13 protein-coding genes are annotated in these 15,140 nt (G+C 68.8%); 4 read left to right on the top strand and 9 right to left on the bottom strand.

Translation table 11 applies throughout. The annotated features are described in order from the left end of the window. Window positions 1-51 precede the first annotated feature (51 nt). Window positions 52-960: a LysR family transcriptional regulator gene (locus ABIC51_RS17800; protein WP_226128849.1), complete on the top strand. Its 909-nt coding sequence runs from the start codon at window positions 52-54 to the stop codon at window positions 958-960. A 214-nt stretch (window positions 961-1,174) separates the two neighbouring features. Here the strand turns inward: ABIC51_RS17800 and ABIC51_RS17795 are convergent, their stop codons facing one another. From ABIC51_RS17795 to ABIC51_RS17760, 8 genes are all read right to left on the bottom strand, one after another. After that, a complete protein-coding gene (locus ABIC51_RS17795; RefSeq protein WP_021162885.1) occupies window positions 1,175-2,332 on the bottom strand; it encodes an iron-containing alcohol dehydrogenase in 1,158 nt (385 codons plus the stop codon). Then, the gene (locus ABIC51_RS17790) at window positions 2,332-2,664 is read right to left on the bottom strand and encodes a putative quinol monooxygenase (RefSeq protein WP_027791193.1); all 333 of its coding nucleotides are present in this window, start codon (window positions 2,662-2,664) and stop codon (window positions 2,332-2,334) included. Before ABIC51_RS17790 ends, ABIC51_RS17795 begins: the two co-directional genes overlap by 1 nt. Before the next feature lie 28 nt (window positions 2,665-2,692). Further along, entirely contained in the window at window positions 2,693-3,268 is a 576-nt protein-coding gene (locus ABIC51_RS17785; protein WP_027791192.1) for a glycerol-3-phosphate responsive antiterminator, read from the bottom strand. Window positions 3,269-3,273: 5 nt separating this feature from the next. Beyond that, entirely contained in the window at window positions 3,274-4,836 is a 1,563-nt protein-coding gene (locus ABIC51_RS17780) for an FAD-binding oxidoreductase (RefSeq protein ID WP_354006572.1), read from the bottom strand. Continuing rightward, the gene (locus ABIC51_RS17775; protein ID WP_027791190.1) at window positions 4,833-6,512 is read right to left on the bottom strand and encodes a glycerol-3-phosphate dehydrogenase/oxidase; all 1,680 of its coding nucleotides are present in this window, start codon (window positions 6,510-6,512) and stop codon (window positions 4,833-4,835) included. The genes ABIC51_RS17780 and ABIC51_RS17775 overlap by 4 nt, the downstream gene beginning before the upstream one ends. Window positions 6,513-6,530: 18 nt before the next feature. Continuing rightward, window positions 6,531-8,072, bottom strand: coding sequence for an FGGY family carbohydrate kinase (locus ABIC51_RS17770; RefSeq protein ID WP_175898065.1), 1,542 nt, complete (start codon window positions 8,070-8,072; stop codon window positions 6,531-6,533). Next, a complete protein-coding gene (locus tag ABIC51_RS17765; RefSeq protein WP_175854915.1) occupies window positions 8,069-9,532 on the bottom strand; it encodes an MFS transporter in 1,464 nt (487 codons plus the stop codon). The genes ABIC51_RS17770 and ABIC51_RS17765 overlap by 4 nt, the downstream gene beginning before the upstream one ends. Window positions 9,533-9,784: 252 nt before the next feature. Beyond that, a complete protein-coding gene (locus ABIC51_RS17760; RefSeq protein ID WP_119338574.1) occupies window positions 9,785-10,501 on the bottom strand; it encodes an SDR family oxidoreductase in 717 nt (238 codons plus the stop codon). Window positions 10,502-10,634: 133 nt separating this feature from the next. On the opposite strand from ABIC51_RS17760, the gene ABIC51_RS17755 reads away from it, so the two are divergent. After that, window positions 10,635-11,621, top strand: coding sequence for a LysR family transcriptional regulator (locus ABIC51_RS17755; protein WP_175861129.1), 987 nt, complete (start codon window positions 10,635-10,637; stop codon window positions 11,619-11,621). 8 nt (window positions 11,622-11,629) lie between these two features. Here the strand turns inward: ABIC51_RS17755 and ABIC51_RS17750 are convergent, their stop codons facing one another. Then, on the bottom strand, window positions 11,630-12,367 hold the full coding sequence (locus ABIC51_RS17750; protein WP_060357600.1) for an SDR family oxidoreductase: 738 nt from the start codon (window positions 12,365-12,367) through the stop codon (window positions 11,630-11,632). A 103-nt stretch (window positions 12,368-12,470) separates the two neighbouring features. Here ABIC51_RS17750 and ABIC51_RS17745 point away from each other — a divergent pair, with 103 nt between their 5' ends. Both ABIC51_RS17745 and ABIC51_RS17740 read left to right on the top strand, forming a co-directional pair. Continuing rightward, window positions 12,471-13,427 carry a LysR family transcriptional regulator gene (locus ABIC51_RS17745; RefSeq protein WP_060357599.1) on the top strand — a complete coding sequence of 319 codons (957 nt, stop codon included), beginning with the start codon at window positions 12,471-12,473 and terminating at the stop codon, window positions 13,425-13,427. A gap of 151 nt (window positions 13,428-13,578) precedes the next feature. Beyond that, complete coding sequence (locus ABIC51_RS17740; RefSeq protein WP_027791183.1) at window positions 13,579-14,967, top strand: nucleobase:cation symporter-2 family protein; 1,389 nt, start codon at window positions 13,579-13,581, stop codon at window positions 14,965-14,967. Window positions 14,968-15,140: the final 173 nt, after the last annotated feature.

Genomic DNA, 15,140 nt, shown 5'->3' with positions numbered 1-15,140 from the left:
GTACCATCCGTCGATCGGCATCAACCGGAACCGGACAAGGGGCGCAACTTCATGGATTTGCTGGCGACGATGCGCATCTACGTCAGGGTCGTCGAGCGCGGCACGATGTCCGGCGCGGCGCGCGATCTCGACATGGGCCAGCCGGCCGTCAGCGAGCGCATCGAACGGCTCGAGAAGCATCTCGGCACACGGCTCCTGATGCGCAGTGCGCGCACCCTCGTGTGCACGGAAGAAGGCCGGATCTTCTACGACCGCAGCAAGGCGCTGCTCGAAGCGGCCGACGATGCGGTCGCATCGGTCTCGAAGACGGAAACCGCGCTCGACGGCACGATCCGGCTCGCGGCGCCGCAATGCTTCGGCGAGGTCGTGCTGCCGGGCGTGCTGATGCATGTCCGCACCGCGTATCCGCGCCTGCACATCGATCTGGTCCTGAACGACGACATCGTCGATCCGGTCACGGAAGGCGTCGACATCTCGATCCGCGTCGGACAGCTCGGCGACGGCGGATTCGTCGCGCACCCGGTCGGCGCGGTGGGCCGCCGGCTCGTCGCCGCGCCGTCGTATCTCGACCGGTGCGACCCGATCGACACGGCGGCCGATCTGGCCAACCATCCGTTCATCCGCGTGAAAGGCGTCTTCGCGAGCGAACGGCTGCCCGTGCAGCACGACGGCGGCCCGCTCGAATACGCGCGCATCCGCACGATCATGACGACGAGCCACTGGCGGCCGATGTTCGACACGATCGCGGCGGGCGGCGGCATCGGCGTGGTCCAGCACCCGGCCTGCGCCGACGCGCTCGCGGCCGGCACGCTCGTCGAGCTCCTGCCGCGCTACGCGATTCCCGACTTCGCGCTCAACGTGCTCGTCCACGCGCAGCGGCCGCTGCCGCCGCGCGTGCGGGCCGTCGTCGACGTGCTGAAGCAGGACATCCCGCCGCTGCTGGCCCGCCCTGCCCGCTGACGACGGCAGCCGCCGTCAAGCCTGCCGCGACTTCCCCGGTTCCTTCACGTGAGCGTCGAACGCGACGCATTGCTCGTCACGCCCGCGGGCCGGATGCGGGCTCGTGGCCGTTGTGCTCGCATGCGCATGCGTCGCGGCACGGCCCGCGCGGCGGGCGGCGCACGCATCGCGACGTGAATGCATGGCGGGCGGCGCGACGCGCACGCCCGCTTCGTCACCACGCCTGCCGGTAAATCTCCAGCGCATCGGCCTCCGTCACCTCGCGCGGATTGTTCACGAGCAAGCGCGTCTGCAGCATCGCGTCCGATGCCATCCTCGGCAAGTCTGCCTCGCCGATACCGACCTCGCGCAGCGTGCGCGGAATGCCCGTCGCGGCGATCAGCCGGTCGATCTCGCCGATCAGCGCGTGCGTACGCGCTTCGTCGCTGCCCGTCGCCGACGGCGCGACGATCGCCGCGAGTTCCGCATACAGCGGTGCGGCGGCCGGTGCATTGAAACGCAGCACGTGCGGCAGCACGAGCGCATTCGACAGCCCGTGCGGCACATGGAAGATCCCGCCGACCGGATAGGCCAGCGCATGCACGGCCGCGACCGGCGCATTCGCGAACGCCTGCCCCGCGAACATCGCGCCGACCAGCATCGCCTCACGCGCGTGGCGGTCGTGGCCGTCGTCGCACGCCGCGAGCAGGTTGCGCGACAGCAGCGTCAGCGCGTGCACGGCCAGCATGTCGGACACCGGGTTCTTCAGCCGCGCGGACGTGTAGGCCTCGATCGCATGCACCATCGCGTCGATGCCCGTCGCGGCCGTCGCCGCGCGCGGCAGGCCGAGCGTCAGTTCGGCGTCGAGGATCGCGACATCCGCGAACAGGTGTGGCGACACGACGCCCATCTTGCGCGCCTCGCCGACCGTGACGATCGACACGGCCGTCACTTCGGAGCCCGTGCCGGCCGTCGTCGGCATCTGCACGAGCGGCAGCCGCGCGCTCGTGACCTTGTCGACGCCGTACATGTCGGCCAGCGCCTGCTGCCCGGGCACGAGCACCGCGATCAGCTTCGCGACGTCCATCGACGATCCGCCGCCCAGGCCGAGCACGATCTCCGCATCGGCCGCGACGGCCCGCTCGGTCGCGTCGAGCACCACGTGCTCGGGCGGATCGGCGATCACGTCGTCGATCACGGTGACCTGCCAGCCGTGCGCGGCGAGGCTCTCCAGCGCCGGCGCGAGCACGCCGCTGCGATGCAGGAACGCATCGGTGACGACGCACAGCCGCACAAGCGCCGGAAAGCGTTCACGCAACAACGCGCCGAGCCGGCGCGCGGCGCCGAATTCGACGACCTGCGTCGGCACGGTGCGGAATTGAAACGGGTTCATCAGGCACCTCCCGGCGACGTCGCCGTGCCGGTGTCCGGCTGCACCATGAAGCGCAACACGTCGCGGCGATCGAGCAACGGGAAGATCGCGCCGACACCGATCCGCTGGAAATGCGGCGTATCCCGATGCACGTCGAGGCCGTCCGCATAGCGGTAGCGTTCGAGGATCACGATGTGGTCGGGGTTCTCCGCCGACCGGAAATACGCGTAGTCGAGGTTCTGCGGCTCGGTACGCGTCGCCGGCGCGAGTTCCGCGAGCAGTTCGATCACGCGGTCGCCGTTGCCCGGTTTGGCGAAGAAATGCGCGATGACCTGAAGGTAGGGTTCGTTCATGTTGCGCTCCGTGTTTAACAGGAATCCGTCACGACGACGGGTCGAAATTCCACCACGCGCTGTCGCTCGTCGACACCGCGAGCGCGCCGTGCCGCCTCGCGCTGCGCACGTCGTCCGCATTGCCGACGAAGCCGGATGCAACGATCGGCGGCAGTGCCTGCCGGTCGGCTTCGCTCAGGTGCGCGAGCATCGGCGCGGGCATCAGTTGTACGAGGTTCGGATCGCTCTGCTCGATCGCCTTCATGCTGCGCGGCCATGTCGAACGGTCGGTCACGAACACCTTCTGCATCGTGATCAGCCCCGCGCGGTTCGCGCGCTGGATCGTCGCGACGCGCGTCGACACGAGGCTTGCGACACCGATATCGGCCAGATACTCGACGCCGCCCTTGTCCTGCGACAGCCCATCGCAGCTGTCGATGTTGACGATCACGAACTTGCCGGCCCGGGCGAGCGCCGCGACCACCGCCTGCAGGCGGCGCAGGTCGACGTTCGCGACGATGCCGACCTCGGCCGCGCTGTCGACGAAACTGTCGGCCTGCTCGGCGCCGTACAGCGTCGCGATGACGGGATGACGGGCGAGACGCGCGCCCAGCGACTTGTCCATGACGTTTACCGGTCGACGTGCGGGCCCGTCTCGTCGCCGAGACTAAGCTTGCCGGGGTTGAGGATGTGCTTCGGATCGAGCGCGCGCTTCACCGCCTGCAGCACCGGAAACGCCGTGCCCAGTGAATCACGCATGTACGGCGAACGCAGCAGCCCGACGCCGTGGTGATGACTCAACGTCGCATTGTATTGGATCAGCACCGCGTTCGCTGCGTCCCAGGCGGCACGGTACCACGCGCCCCGTTCGGCCACCGCGACATCGCCGCGCAGCGAGAAATACAGACACGCTCCGTCCGCATACGCATGCGACTGGTGCGCCGAGCCGGCCAGCGTGCCCGGCACGGCCTGCAGCGCGGCCACCACGTCGCGGTAGATCGCCGCGAGATCGCGCCAGCGGCCGCACATCTCCAGCGTATCGGCGACGAAGCCCAGGCTGCGCTTGAAGCCTTCCGCGCTCTTGCCGGTCAGGTAGCGCGTGTCGAGCCACTTCTCGAAGATCGCGTCGCCGTCGAGCTTGCGCCCGCCTTCCTCACCGACGCGTGCGCCGATCGCCATCACCGCGTCGACCATCTCGCGCGCGCCTTCGTCGGCGATCAGCAGCACGTTCGTGTCGGGCAGACCGAACTGCACGCCGCTCTCGAGTTCGTCGTAGAGCCGCAGTGCCGCCGGGTTCGCGCCGCGCTGCAGGATCTCACGGCACGCGTCAAGGCCGGCCGCGAACGTGTCGAAACCGTACGCGATCGCGCGGCCGTAATCGGGCAGCCGGTGCAGCTTAAGGCGCGCGCGCACGATGATGCCGAGCGTCCCTTCGCTGCCGACGAACAACTGCTGCAGATCGGGGCCGACCGCCGCGCGGGAATACCCGCCGAGCGTCACTAGGCTGCCATCCGCGAGCACCACGTCGATCCCGAACACCATGTCCTCGATCTTGCCGTAGCGTGTCGACAGTTGCCCCGCGCCGCGGCAGGCGATCCAGCCACCGACGGTGCTGATCCCGAACGACGACGGCCAGTGCCCCATCGTCAGCCCGTGCTCGCGCTGCAGCGTTTCCTCGAACACGTCGCCGAACATCCCGGCTTCGACGTCGACGATCTGGCTCTCGGTATCGACACCGATCAACCGGTTCAGCCCGCACACGTCGAGCACGATGCCGCCGCGCACGGGCAGCGCCGCGCCCGTCACGTTGCTGCGACCGGCCGACGCCGTCACCGGAATCGTCGCCGCGTGCGCGATGCGCATCACGGCCTGCACCTGCTCGACCGTCGACACGCGCACGATGACCGCATGCGGCGTCGCGGGCCGGCCGCCCGTCTCGGCGACCATCGACGCGGCCCACCAGTCGCGCGTCCAAGCGACGACGTCGGCTGGCTGCGTGAGCACTTCATCGGCCACCGCGCGCAACGCGTCGACTTGCTGCGGCGATACCACGACCGGCGCGCGCTGCATGCCCGCTTCGGCGAACGTGCTGCCCGCCGTCTGCAGGTTCAGCGAATAAGGCGGCGGCGTATGCGCACCGACGACGTAATTGCCGCGGTTGTAGCCGCGCTTGATGGCTTCCTTGCTGATCATCCGTTTTCTCCCATGAGGATGGCTTTTTCGAGTGCGACGGCGGCGACGTAGTCGCTCACCTGGCTGGCGACGGCCGCATCGGACAAGCCGAGCTCCGCCTTGAGAATGGCGCCGACCCGCGGTGCCGCGCGCGCCGATGCGTCGCGCGCCATCAATCGGGCGCGCGTGCGGCGCGACAGCACGTCGTCGACGCTGCGCGCGAATTCGTGACGTACCGCATAGAGCACTTCCGCTTCGCTGTATGGCAGCCCCTCGACGATCGGCGCGAGCAGCGACGGCGTTTCGTCTGCGAGATCGCCGACGAAACGCGCCTCGGTGCCGTAGCGTTCGCCAAGATGCGCGGCGAGTCCGCCCGACGCGACGATCGCCTGCGGGTCGTAGCCGGCCGCGCCGAGCAGGTAAGCCGATTTGGTGCGGCAGCGCGTGCGGCGCCCGAGCAACCTGCCGACCGTATCGATCGTCTGCTCGGCCATGTGCCGCGACGTCGTCAGCTTGCCCCCGACGATCGTCACGAGCCCGTCCGGCGCGACATGGATCTCGTGGTTGCGCTTCATCTCGATCGTCTTGCCGCCCGGCGGCCCGACGAGCGGCCGGCATCCGGCGATGCTGCCGACCACGTCGTCCGCGCTCAGGTCGGCCTTCAGCGCGGAGCGTGCGCCTTCGAGCAGGAAATCGAGCTCCTTGCGCGTGCAGTGCACGTCGTCGAGATCGCCGTCGTAGTCCTCGTCGGTCGTGCCGAGATACGACACGTTGCCCCAGCGCGTGATCGTCGCGCGGCGGTTGCGGCCCGGCACGGGGATCGTCACCGTGCAGTCGTTGCGGATCTTCAGCCACGGGATCGCGACGTGCACCCCCTTCGCGGGCCGCACCTGCAGCGCGGACGTGTCGCCCTTGCGGGCGCCGGTCCAGTCGCGCAGCCATACGCCCGTTGCCATCACGACCACGCGCGCGCGCACGCGCCGCTCGCGGCCGTCGGCATGCACGATCGCGCCATCGACCTTGCCGTGGCCGTCGCGTGTCAGCTCGACCACGCGGGCGTGGTTCGCCACCGCCGCGCCGTGGAACGCGGCCGTGCGCACGAGGTTCAACGTCAGGCGCGCATCGTCGACGCGCGCGTCGAAATACATGAAGCCGCCCGTCAGGTACGTTTCGTTGAAGGTCGGGCAATGCGACAGCACCTCGGCCTTCGTCAGCTTCTGATGCAGGATGCCCTCGCGCCAGCCGCCGGCGATGTCGTAGGTCCACAGCAGGCTTTCGAAAGCTTTCGCGAGACGCTTGTCAAATACGCCTTCGCGCTCCATCACCGGGAACAGGAACGGCAACCGCTGCACCAGATGGCGCGCGTTGCGCCGCAATCGCTGCCGTTCGAGGAGTGAATGGCGCACAAGCCCGAGATTGCCCTGTTCGATATAGCGCAACCCGCCGTGTACCATCTTCGACGATTTCGACGACGTGCCCGACGCGAAATCGCTCTTCTCGACGAGCGCGACGCGCAGCCCGCGCAGGCTCGCATCGAACGCCGCGTACGCGCCCGTCACTCCGCCGCCGACAATCAGCACGTCGAACGCGTCCGTCTCGAGTCGCGCCAGGTGCTCGTCGCGATTCACGCGCAACGGCTCGGTGCCGGTCATGCCGGCACGATCCGTCTTCGGTTTTCTGGATGGCAAAAACATCATGCTGGTCGTTCTCCGTGCTTACGCGTGAGCGAAATCGGTTGCGTGCGCGAGCTCGGACGCGATTCGCGCGTGCCACGCCGCGCGCCGGCGCTGCCGGCGGTCTGCGTCGGTCGAGGGTTCGAATACGGCGTCGGTGACGAGCGTCGCGCAGGCCGCGTCGAGCGATTCCCACAGCAGCCCCGATGCGCCCGCGAGAAACGCCGCGCCGCGCAGGCTCGCGCAATCGCCTTCGCGCATCCGGCGCACCGGCACGCCGCTCACGTCGGCCTGGATCTGGAGCAGCGTGTCGCTGCCTGCCAGCCCGCCGCCGACGATCAGCTCCGATACGTCGGCCCGCGCGACGGCCTGGTTGGCCTCCATGCACGATGCGACCGAATGCGCGATGCCTTCGAGCACCGCGTACGCGACTTCGGCCTGTGTCGTCGCGATCGAGATGCCCGACAGCAACGCGCGTGCATTCGGCTCCATCCTCGGCACGCGCAGGCCCGTGAGCGCCGGGATGAAGGTCACGCCGCGCGACGACTGCACAGTGGCCGCCAGCGCGCTGATCTGCGCGGGATCGTCGAACCAGCGCAGCTTTTCGCAGACCCAGCGCAGTGCCGAACCCGTCGTCGCAACGAAGGTTTCGAGCGAGTAATGCGATACGCCGTCGTGCCGCCGTGCGGTCATCGCAAGCGTGCCGTCGTGCGCGTGACCGGGTTGCACGTGCGAGCCGGTGTCCGGACGCGCCGTGCCGGTCAGCAGGTCGACGAAGCTGCCGGTGCCGTGCACGCACATCGCCTGGCCGCGCTCGACGCAGCCAAGCCCGACCGCGCCCGCGAACTGGTCGCCTGCGCACGCGAGGATCGGCACGTCGATGCCGAGCACGTCCCGGCGCGTGCGGCCGAACGCATCAGCGTCTTCGCGCAACGCGGGCAGCAGTTCACGCGGAAAGCCCAGCGCGTCGAGCCAGGGTTCGAAATAGCGATGCTCGCCGAGCAGATACGCGCTCGCCGAGGTCGCATGGGTCGGTGTCGTCACGCATTCGCGCGCATCGGACAGATGCCACATCAGCCACGTGTCGATCGTGCCGAACGCGAGGCATCCTGCGCGATGGGCGTCGGTGACCGCCTGCGACGTGCGCATCTGGTGCGCGGCCCACAAGTACGGCGAACGCACGCCCGCCGGCCGGCCGACCTGCGGCACGAGCAAGCGGTCCCAGTCGGCGGCGAGACGGTCGAGCTCGGCTGCATGCCGCGTGTCCTGCCAGACCATCGCGGGCACGAGCGCGCGCCCGGTCCGCGTGTCCCACAGCACGGCCGTCGCGCGCTGCGTCGCAAGCGCCAGTGCGACGATGCGTACACGCTCTGCTCGCGCCCGCGCAAGCGTCGCGCGGCAGACCGCGAGCGTCTTGTCGAGGATCGCGTTCGCGTCCTGTTCGACGACGCCCGGCCGCGGGCTCTCGACCGACAGCGGCAGGTATTCGAGGCACGATACGTGCCCGCTCGCGTCGACGATCGCGGCGCGCGTGCCGGAGGTGCCTTCGTCGATGGCAAGAATGGCGTTTCGGGAATCGGTCATCGTTGCGTTTTCTCGATGGCGGGGTTCAGGAAGGCCGACGTTGCGCGTGCGTCGCCGCCGAAGTGCGGCGCGTCGGGTTCGTTGTCGGGATTGATCGTCGTGCGCGTCGGGTCCCAGCGGATCGCGAAGCAGATTACGCTTGCGACGCACGGCACCATCGCGAGGATCAGGAACGTATGTTCGAGGCCGTAGCGCGCGCGAAACAGCGGAAAGACCAGCAGGCCCAACGCCGCGCCGATCGAGCCGAGCGCGCCGACGATGCCGTTTGCGCCTGCGCGCAACTCGCCGCGAAACGACAACGACGACAGGCTCTTTCCGTTCGCGCCGGGGCCGGCCGAGTGGAACAGGATGAACAGCGACGGCACGACGACCGACAGCCACAGCGGCATGCGCGCATGAAACATCCCGAGCACGACCAGCATCGCGCAGACCGCCGCGAACCCGATCGCCGATGCGCGACGCAGGCCGACACGGCGGCCGACCGCCGACGACGAGAAGCCGCCGACGATCCCGAACAGGTTGAACACCAGCGCGCCGAGTGTCGCGTAGACGAAATCGGTACCGAACAATGCGGCGCTGATCAGCGGCAGATACCAGCCGATCGCGAAGTATTCGATCGACTGGCCGATCTGCACGGTCGCGGCAAGGATCGTGCGCGGCAGGTAGACACCGCGAAAGATCAGCAGCACGTTCGCGAAGCCGCGCGTGGCCGGATTCACGACGGGCGTGCGTTCATGCACGGGCGCGGCGGCGAATGCGTGCCCGTAGATGCGCGTCATCGCACGCGCCGCGTCGTCGAGACGCTCCTTGCGCGCGAGCCAGATCGGGCTTTCGACGAGGAATGCGCATTGCAGCGCGAGGATTGCGACGCCGAACACGGCGGTAGCCGCCACCGAGTAGCGCCAGATCGAATCGCCGACCTGCCATGCATGAAACAACAGCGCGAGCAGCAGGTTCAGGCAGACGGCCGTGTACCACATGCCCTGCCAGGTATTGAGCCGGCTCTTCAGGCGGCCCGGCGTGAACTCCGCGAGCATCGCCATCGCGATCGCGAAGTCGATTCCGTATGCCATCCCGACGAAGAAGCGGCCGGCGAGAATCGTATTGAAATCCGGCGCGAATACGACCAGCAGCGCGCCGATCACCGACAGCAGTTTCGCCGCGATCAGCGGCCGCACGCGCCCCCAGCGGTCGGCCATCCAACCGCCGATCGGGTTGAACGCGATCGCGACCCACGACGCGAAGGACGTCATCCACGCGACCTGCGCGGCCGACAGATGCAATTCGCGCGTCATCGGCCCGAGGCCGGCGCTCAATGCCGAGTTGGAAAATGCGTCGAGAAACAGCCCGCCGAGCGACAGCCACCAGACGAGCCCCGCCCTGCCCGCGATGCCGGGGCGAGTGTCGAGAAAGGAGATGACGTCTTCAATGCCATGAAGCTTGACCGCGATCGTTTGCACAATCGGCCTCCGTATATTTGTTCTGTAAGAGGCTCGACATTGCAGATGCGATCGACGCATGGAGAGACCATCTTACAGATAGTCTCTTATCTAGATCTGCCTGCGCAATTTACGGCGGGCTACACGCCTATGTCAAGCGCGACCGGTTGTGCGATGCAGCGAGCGGCGTGTCGTCGCCTTTTCCAAATCGTTGCGAACACAACTTATGCCACGGGCATGACGCCGGGCACGGCGATCCTTTGCAACGCGGCTTCACCACGGCACCGTCCGCCCCAGATAGTCGAGATACTCGAGCCCCGGGCGCGCCCGTTTGGCGACCAGCACGTCGACGAGGCTCGGCACGCTTTCCTCGATCGTCAGGCGCGCATCCGGCCCGCCCAGCTCCGTGCGGACCCAGCCGGGTGCCATCAGCACCATCGCACGCCGCGTATCGGCCTGACGCGCCGCGAAGCTGCGCATGAACTGGTTCAGTGCGGCCTTGCTGCCGCGATAAACCTCGCGCATCCCGCTGACGTTGTTCGCGACGCTGCCCTGCCCCGACGACATCGCACCGATCAGGCCGCCCGCGGTCACGCGATCCTGCAGCGTCTCGATCACGCGCATCGGCGCCAACGCATTCGTGACCATCACGCGCACGAACTCGTCGGTCGTCACTTCGCCGATCGTTTCGGTCGGCTCGTTCGTCGTTCCCGCATTCACGAACAGCATGTCGAAGCGCCGGCCCGACAGCCGCTCGCGCAGCGCCGCCAGTTGCGCCGGCTCGCAGATGTCGAGCGTCTCGATGTCGAGCCGGCCGTCGAACCGGTCGGCGAGGTCGTGCAGCCGCGTGCGCCCCGCTCCTTCCCGCACGGTGCCCGTGACGCTCCAGCCCTTGCTCAGGAATTGCTCCGCCATCGCGAGCCCGAGGCCGCGCGAGGCCGCGACGAGCAGGATCGTCGGTGCGTTTTTACTCGATACAGTCGATTGCATGGTGTCCGCCTTTGCCGGGTTGCGTCATGCAGCCACTATAGGTGCGCGTCCAGACAGGCGCCAGACGCACCCGACTCAAACCATAGTTGCATCGAACGCCATGTCACATCGTGCCGTGGCGTATCCTGTCGCCATGGAAGACATCGACCTGAACCTCGTCACCGCGCTCGACGTGCTGCTGTCGGAAGGCAGCGTGACCGGCGCCGCGCGCCGGCTCGGCCTGAGCACGTCCGCGATGAGCCGCACGCTCACGCGGCTGCGGGTGTCCACCGGCGATCAGCTGCTCGTGCGCGCCGGGCGCAAGCTCGTGCCGACGCCGCACGCAGCCGCGTTGCGCGACCGCGTGCACGCGATCGCAACCGATGCGCGCGCGGTGCTGCGGCCGGCGACGGCCGACGTGGATCTGGCGACGCACGCGTCCACGTTCACCATCCGCGCGGCCGCATCGTTCATGGAAATGCTGTCCGGCCCGGTGGTCGCCGCACTCGGCGAAATCGCGCCGCAGGTGCGCGTCCGCTTCGTCCCGAAGCCCGACCGCGATCCGCAAGCGCTGCGCGACGGCGCCGTCGATCTGGAAATCGGCAAACGCGGCGACGATGCCCCCGAACTGCACACACGCATGCTGTTCCACGACTGGCACGTCGCGGTGGCACGCGCCGGGCATCCGCTGTTCGCATCGGGCAGGATCACGCCCGCGCGTTATGCGGCCTGCCGTCACGTGATCGCGTCGCAGCTCGGCGATTTCGGCGGGCCGGCCGACGACCCGGCCGACAGGGCCGGCCAGGGCGACGCCGTGCGCGTCGTCGTACCGGGCTACCCGGATGCGATGCGTGTCGCGGCCAGCACCGACCTGATCGCGCTCGTGCCGCGCTCGAGCCTCGGGAACGCATTCTCGCCGGGGCTCACGGACGCCCTCGGGCTGCGCAGCTTCGAGATCCCGGTGCGCCTGCCCGGGATCCTCGTTTCCGCGCTGTGGCATCCGCGCATGCACGGCGACCCCGTGCATCGCCGCCTGCGCGATGCGGTCATCGCCGTCTGCCAGCGCGCGTATCCGGATACCCGCACACCGCACACATCGCGCCCGCCGGCGCGGCGCACCGGCCCGCGCGCCGCAGGCTGACACGCGGCTCAGACCAGCCGGCCGCCGCCGTCGATGTGCAGGATCTCGCCGTTCATGAAGCCGTTGCCCAGCAGGAACGCGATCGCCTCCCCCACTTCATCGGCGCGCCCGACCCGGCCGCCGGGCAAAGCCGACGCCGCACCCGCGAGAATCGTGTCGCGCGCTTCCGCGCCGAACGCATCGTACAGCGGTGTCTCGACGAATCCGGGCGCGACGACGTTCACGCGAATCGGCTTCAGTTCCAGCGCGAGCGACTGCGCCAGCGCCTCGACGCCGCGCACGGCGGCGGCTATGACGGACGTGCCGTGCGCGGCCGGACGATCCGACAGTTGCCCGCCGGTCAGCACGATCGAGCCGGTCGCCGGCATCAGCGGCAACGCGGCCCGGATCGCGTAGACCGGCCCGGCGATACGTTCCTGCAGCGCGGCGAGCAGCTGATCGGGATCGGTCTCGTTCAGCTTGCCCGCAATGAACCGGCCGGCCGTGACGACCAGGTGATCGACGCGCGTGAGCGAGTCGAATACGGCCTGCACCGCCTGCCGGTCCGCGATGTCGGCCACTGCGATGCGCGCGCCGCCGATCGCTTGCGCGGCGGCCTCGAGCTTCGCGCGGGTCCGGCCGACCAACGTGACGCCTGCGCCTTTCGCCTTCGCGGCGGCCGCGGCCTCGAGGCCGATTCCGGAGCTTCCGCCGAATACCACGACGTGCGCACCGTCCAGTGCCGAAGATTGCGTTGCCTCGTTCATGTCGACTCCTCGTCAGGGATTGAAGGTTCGCGAACGTTAGGTCATTCTCCATTGCGCAGGAACGTGGGAGACTTGAATAAGGTTCATTCCCCGAAGGAATAAGATGGAATCGCTGCGATCCATGCGCGTGTTCGTCCGCGCCATCGAGCTCGGCAATTTCTCGGCGGTCGCGCGCGAGGAAGGCACCGGCCAGCCGACGATCAGCAAGATCGTCGCCGCGTTCGAAAAGGAACTGGGCGTCCGCCTGCTCGAACGCTCGACCACGAGCCTCGCGCCCACCGACGAAGGCCGCCGGTTCTACGATCGCTGCAAGCGCGTGATCGACGAATACGCGAGCGCGGTGGCCGAGGTCCGCGGGCAAACGGTGCGGCCGGTCGGCAAGCTGGTCGTCAATGCGCCGCTGGGGCTGGGCGAGCTGAGGCTGAATGCGCTCGTGCTCGAATTCCTCGCCGCATGGCCGGAGATCGAGGTCGAGCTGCAATTGACCGACCGTGTGATCGACCTGGTCGAAGAAGGCGTCGATGTCGCCATTCGCCTCGGCCACCTGCTGCCGCCGGATGCCGTGGCGCGCCCCATCGCGTCGTCGCCCCGCCTGCTGGTCGCCACGCCGAAGTACGTCGCGCAGGCACCGAGGCTCCGCCGGCCGGAAGACCTGGCGCGGCACGAGTACGTCGGCTACGCACGCGCGGACATCGGCAACGAACTGGCATTCGCCCGCGGCGACGAGCAGGTCGCCGTTCCGGTGCGCGGCCGGTATCGCGTGAACAGCTCGATGGCGCTGCGGGAATGCTTTCTCGCCGGGAACGCGGTGGGCAGCGGGCCGGCGTGGCTGGTTCAGGACCTGATCGACAGCGGGCAACTCGTCCGGTTGCTGCCGAAGTGGGACATGGTGCCGCCGCATGCGCTGCACCTCGTGTATGCGTCGCGCCGGTATCTGCCGCTCAGGACCCGGACGTTCCTGCAGTTCATGGAGCAGCGGATTCCCGGGCTGCCCGGGTTCCATGCGACGACCGCCGCGACCGCCAACCCGGCCGCGCGCGCATCGCGGCAGCCCCGCTGACCGGCGGGCGTCGCGGTCACGACCGGCCAGGGGCCGATCCGCCACCGTTTTCCCGATCCGCCGAATTCCCGCTATTGCGGCGCCCCCCGGCGGCGGCGGCAGGCCGTTCGGCTAAAATGCCGCACTTTCCACCTTGTCCGGCCCGCTCGCCATGCAACCCGCCTCCTCCGCCCAACCCGCCGCCCATGGCGCCGACGCCGCAGATGCGGCCCGCGACCTCGTCTACGGCCCGAACGACCGGCCGGCGCCGATGGTCGCCTTCGTCGCAGCGCTGCAGCACCTGCTGGCGATCATCGTGCCGATCGTCACGCCCGGCCTGCTGATCTGCCAGGCGCTCGGCGTGTCCAGCCGCGATACGACCCTCATCGTGTCGATGTCGCTGGTGATTTCCGGCATCGCCACCTTCGTCCAGTGCAAGCGCTTCGGCCCGCTGGGCGCCGGCCTGCTGATCGTCCAGGGCACGAGCTTCAACTTCGTCGGCCCGCTGATCGCCGGCGGCAGCCTGATGGTCAAGCAAGGCACGCCGGTCGAAACCGTGATGGCCGCGATCTTCGGCGTCGTGATTGCGGGGTCGTTCGTCGAAATGGGCGTGTCGCGCATCCTGCCGTTCGTGAAGCGCCTGATCACGCCGCTCGTCACCGGCATCGTCGTGCTGCTGATCGGCCTCACGCTGATCAAGGTCGGCCTCATCAGCATGGGCGGCGGCTTCGGCGCGATGGCCAACGGCACCTTCGCGAGCGCGGAGAACCTGACGCTCTCGGGCCTCGTGCTCGGCACGATCATCCTGCTGAACCGCGTGCCGATCGTGTGGGTGCGCAGCACCGCGCTGGTCATCGCGCTCGTCATCGGTTATCTCGCGGCCGCGTTCCTCGGCCGCCTCGACTTCACCGGCATGCACCAGGCCGCGCTGTTCCAGGTCCCGACGCCGCTGCACTTCGGCATCGGCTTCTCGTGGTCGCTGTTCGTGCCGATGCTGATCATCTACCTCGTCACGTCGCTCGAAGCGATCGGCGACGTCACGGCCACCAGCAAGATCTCGAACGAGCCGGTCGAGGGCCCGGTGTGGATGCAGCGGATCAAGGGCGGCGTGCTCGTCAACGGCGCGAACTCGCTGCTGGCCGGTGTGTTCAACACGTTCCCGAGCTCGGTGTTCGCGCAGAACAACGGCGTGATCCAGATCACCGGCGTCGCCAGCCGCCACGTCGGCATCTGGATCGCGGGGATGCTCGTGGTGCTCGGCCTGTTCCCGGTCGTCGCCGGCGTGCTGCAGGCCGTGCCGGAACCCGTGCTCGGCGGCGCGGCGATGGTGATGTTCGGCGCGGTGGCCGCATCGGGCATCAACATCCTCGCGGGCGTCCAGCTCGATCGCCGCGCGCTGCTGATCATCGCGGTGTCGCTCGCGCTCGGCCTCGGCGTGTCGCAGGTGCCGGACATCCTCAACAGCCTGCCGCACGCACTGAAGAACGTGCTGGAATCGGGCGTGGCGACGGGCGGCATCTGCGCGCTCGTGATGAACTGGTTCCTGCCGGAGAAGAAGTAAGCGGATGATCCGCACGATGCGCGGTGCGCCTGACGGGCCGCACCGCGCGTCGTGCCGGCCGGCGCCCGCGGCTCTCGTTGCGGGCGACGCGATCGGCGTATCGCCAACCGGCCGATTCCGCTCGCGCCACCCGTTGCCCCGATTCCACTCGGCGTCGCGTCACACCTGGAACC

It is taken from the genome of Burkholderia sp. 572 (assembly GCF_040545135.1).
Taxonomy (GTDB): Bacteria; Pseudomonadota; Gammaproteobacteria; order Burkholderiales; family Burkholderiaceae; genus Burkholderia; species Burkholderia cepacia.
The sequence above is the reverse complement of the archived record's forward strand: the minus strand, read 5'-3'. Positions and strand labels throughout refer to the sequence as shown.

Coding starts and splice junctions, on each gene's coding strand:
- ABIC51_RS17800 (WP_226128849.1), top strand. CDS start 52: ATGGATTTGCTGGCGACGATGCGCATCTACGTCAGGGTCGTCGAGCGC.
- ABIC51_RS17795 (WP_021162885.1), bottom strand. CDS start 2,332: ATGAACCCGTTTCAATTCCGCACCGTGCCGACGCAGGTCGTCGAATTC.
- ABIC51_RS17790 (WP_027791193.1), bottom strand. CDS start 2,664: ATGAACGAACCCTACCTTCAGGTCATCGCGCATTTCTTCGCCAAACCG.
- ABIC51_RS17785 (WP_027791192.1), bottom strand. CDS start 3,268: ATGGACAAGTCGCTGGGCGCGCGTCTCGCCCGTCATCCCGTCATCGCG.
- ABIC51_RS17780 (WP_354006572.1), bottom strand. CDS start 4,836: ATGATCAGCAAGGAAGCCATCAAGCGCGGCTACAACCGCGGCAATTAC.
- ABIC51_RS17775 (WP_027791190.1), bottom strand. CDS start 6,512: ATGATGTTTTTGCCATCCAGAAAACCGAAGACGGATCGTGCCGGCATG.
- ABIC51_RS17770 (WP_175898065.1), bottom strand. CDS start 8,072: ATGACCGATTCCCGAAACGCCATTCTTGCCATCGACGAAGGCACCTCC.
- ABIC51_RS17760 (WP_119338574.1), bottom strand. CDS start 10,501: ATGCAATCGACTGTATCGAGTAAAAACGCACCGACGATCCTGCTCGTC.
- ABIC51_RS17755 (WP_175861129.1), top strand. CDS start 10,635: ATGGAAGACATCGACCTGAACCTCGTCACCGCGCTCGACGTGCTGCTG.
- ABIC51_RS17750 (WP_060357600.1), bottom strand. CDS start 12,367: ATGAACGAGGCAACGCAATCTTCGGCACTGGACGGTGCGCACGTCGTG.
- ABIC51_RS17745 (WP_060357599.1), top strand. CDS start 12,471: ATGGAATCGCTGCGATCCATGCGCGTGTTCGTCCGCGCCATCGAGCTC.
- ABIC51_RS17740 (WP_027791183.1), top strand. CDS start 13,579: ATGCAACCCGCCTCCTCCGCCCAACCCGCCGCCCATGGCGCCGACGCC.